Below are 2980 nucleotides of genomic sequence, written 5' to 3'. Positions count from 1 at the left end.
GGTCCAGCCAGCGCAGCTCCGCCGGGTCGGCCACGCCCCAGGCGGCCAGCTCCAGCGCCAGGGGGGCGAGGTCCGCCGCCAGGATCTCCGGCGCGGCGTGGGGGATCAGCCCGTGCTGCTCCGGCTCGGTCCAGAGGCGGTAGCACACCCCCGGCCCCACGCGCCCCGCGCGCCCGCGGCGCTGCTCCGCCGAGGCGCGCGTCACCGGGACCGTCTCCAGGCGCGTCATCCCGGTGCGCGGCGAGAAGCGCGGGACGCGCATCACCCCGCTGTCCACCACCACGCGCACCCCCTCGATGGTGAGGCTGGTCTCCGCGATGGAGGTCGCCAGCACCACCTTCCGCTCCCCGGGCGGGGAGGGCTCGATGGCGCGGTCCTGCGCTTCCTGCGGGAGGCTGCCGTAGAGCGGCGCCACGCGCACCCCCGGCCCCGGGCAGGCGTCGCGCAGCCGCTCCTCCACGCGCCGGATCTCCGCCTGCCCGGGGAGGAACACCAGCACGTCCCCCGGCTCGCGGTCCAGCGCTTCCAGCGTGGCGCGTGCCACCCGCGCGTCCAGCCACCCCTCGGCGGGGCGGGGGAGGTAGCGCGTCTCCACGGAGTGCGCCCGCCCCACGCTGGTCACCACCGGCGCGCCGTCGAGGAGCGCCGCCACCGCCGCGCCGTCCAGCGTGGCGGACATCACCAGGATGCGCAGCTCCTCGCGCAGCAGCGCCTGCGACTGCAGCGCCAGCGCGAGCCCCAGGTCGGCGTGCAGCGAGCGCTCGTGGAACTCGTCGAACACCAGCAGCCCCACCTCCTCCAGCGCGGGGTCCGCCTGGAGCATCCGGGCGAGCACCCCTTCCGTCACCACCTCGATGCGGGTCCGCGGCCCCACGCGGGTGTCCATCCGCACCCGGTGGCCCACCGTCTCCCCCACGCGCTCCCCGAGGGTGGCGGCCATGCGGCGCGCGGCGGCGCGGGCGGCCAGGCGCCGCGGCTCCAGCATCACCACCTTCCGCCCGGCGAGCCAGGGCTCGTCCAGCAGGGCCAGGGGGACGCGCGTGGTCTTCCCGGCGCCGGGGGGCGCCTGGAGCACGGCGGCGGTGCGGCCGCGGAGCGCCTCCCGCAGGGCGGGGAGGACGTCCTCGATGGGGAGGCCGGAGGGCGGAAGCTGGGGCATCGGTCCGGGTTCGGGTGGAACGGGCCACGCCCAATCTGCGGCCGAGGGGCCGCGGGTTCCAGTCCCGGCCGGCCGGCGGCCTTGCAGCGCGGCGGCGCGGGCGCCACCTTGCAGCCCTGCGGCACGCCGGCTCCGGACGTCCATCGGCGAGCCCGTCCCCCATCCACACCGGAGGCCCCGTGACGGAAGACCTGCGCTTTCCCGTCGGCCGCTTCGACCCGAGCGCGCGCCCGGACCCCGCCCACGTCCCCCGCTGGATCGACGAGATCGCCGAAGCTCCCGCCCGCCTCCGCGCCGCGGTGGAGGGGCTCTCGGACGAGCAGCTGGACACCCCGTACCGTCCCGGCGGATGGAGCGTGCGGCAGGTGGTTCACCACCTGGCCGACAGCCACATGAACGCGCTGGCGCGGTTCAAGCTGGCGCTGACGGAGGACGAGCCCACCATCAAGCCGTACGACGAAGCGGCGTGGGCGGAGCTGGAGGACACCCGCGCCACGCCGCCGGAGGTGTCGCTCACGCTGCTGGACGCCCTGCACCGGCGGTGGGTGGCGCTGCTGCGCTCGCTGGGGCCGGACGAGCTGGCGCGCACCTTCCGGCACCCGGAGACGGGCAGGAGTGTACGCCTGGATGCGGCGGTCGGGCTGTACGCCTGGCACGGCCGGCACCACGTGGCGCACGTGGCCGGGCTGCGGGAGCGGATGGGGTGGGGGTAGGCGCAGGCCCTCGCCCTCCGGCCCCTCTCCCCCGCGATCACCAACTCTCGAACGAAGACACCATGCCGACCAACTCCGTCCGGAAGCTCCGTACGCTCCTCCCGCTCCTCGCCCTCGCGGCGTGCGCGCCCGCGGGCGGCGGGACGGCCGCCGCACCCGCCGCCGAGATCCAGGGGGAGCGCGTGCTGCGCGACCTGAGCGTCCTCGCCGCCGACTCCATGGAGGGGCGGCGGGTGGGGACGCCCGGGAACGCGCGGGCGCGCGCCCACCTGCTCGCCGAGCTGGGGCGCATGGGGCTGGAGCCGGTGGGCTCCGGGTACGAGCACCCGTTCACCTTCACGCCGCGCAGCGGCGGCGCGCAGGCGCGGGGGATCAACCTCCTCGGGAAGGTGACGGGGACGCGCTGGCCGGACCGCTACGTGGTGGTGTCCGCGCACTACGACCACGTGGGCAGCGGGCGCCCGGTGGACGGCGACTCCATCTACAACGGCGCCGACGACAACGCCTCCGGCACCGCGGCGCTGCTGGAGCTGGCCCGCCACTTCCGCGCGAACCCGCCCGAGTCCACCGTGATCTTCGCCTTCTTCGACGCGGAGGAGGTGGGGCTCCAGGGGGCGCGGGCCTTCGTCGCGAACCCGCCCGTCCCGCGCGAGCGGATCGCGCTGAACGTGAACATGGACATGGTGAGCCGCAGCGAGCGCGGCGAGCTGTACGCGGCCGGCGCCGCCAAGTGGCCCTTCCTCCGCCCGTACCTGGAGCAGGTGGCCGCGCGCGCGCCCGTCCGCCTCCTCCTGGGGCACGACACGCCCGAGCCGACGCCACAGGACGACTGGACGCTCCAGTCCGACCAGGGCGCTTTCCACCAGGCCGGGATCCCCTTCGTCTACTTCGGCGTGGAGGACCACCCCGGCTACCACAAGCCCTCGGACGAGGTGGAGGCCGTCACCCCGGAGTTCTACGTGGGGGCCGTCCGCACCATCGCAGATGCGGTGCGCACGCTGGACCGCGGCGTGGACGAGATCGTCCGGGCCCGCAGCGCGATGCCGGCCCCGGCGCAGTAGGGCAGGGGGAGCGAGGGGCCGCCGGCCGATTCCGGCGGCCCCTCGCC

At 76.3% G+C, this 2980-nt stretch carries 3 protein-coding genes; 2 read left to right on the top strand and 1 reads right to left on the bottom strand.

Features of this window, described 5'->3' with window-relative positions:
* On the bottom strand, positions 1–1159 hold a 1159-nt coding region (hrpB, locus tag VGR37_04145; GenBank protein HEV2146585.1), incomplete at its 3' end, for an ATP-dependent helicase HrpB.
* 179 nt (positions 1160–1338) lie between these two features.
* Between hrpB and bstA the strand changes: the two genes are divergently transcribed.
* Together bstA and VGR37_04135 are read left to right on the top strand one after the other, a co-directional pair.
* Positions 1339–1872 (top strand): bacillithiol transferase BstA, encoded by a 534-nt coding sequence (bstA, locus tag VGR37_04140; protein ID HEV2146584.1) that lies wholly within the window; start codon positions 1339–1341, stop codon positions 1870–1872.
* Positions 1873–1934: 62 nt separating this feature from the next.
* The gene (locus tag VGR37_04135) at positions 1935–2933 is read left to right on the top strand and encodes a M20/M25/M40 family metallo-hydrolase (protein HEV2146583.1); all 999 of its coding nucleotides are present in this window, start codon (positions 1935–1937) and stop codon (positions 2931–2933) included.
* Positions 2934–2980: the final 47 nt, after the last annotated feature.

This window comes from Longimicrobiaceae bacterium (assembly GCA_035936415.1).
In the GTDB taxonomy this organism is placed as follows: Bacteria; Gemmatimonadota; Gemmatimonadetes; order Longimicrobiales; family Longimicrobiaceae; genus JAFAYN01.
Note: the sequence above shows the minus strand (reverse complement) of the source record. Positions and strands in the feature narration are given on the sequence as shown.

Bases quoted from the DNA above. Each gene is read 5' to 3' on its own strand.
- VGR37_04135 (HEV2146583.1), top strand. From the start codon at position 1,935: ATGCCGACCAACTCCGTCCGGAAGCTCCGTACGCTCCTCCCGCTCCTC.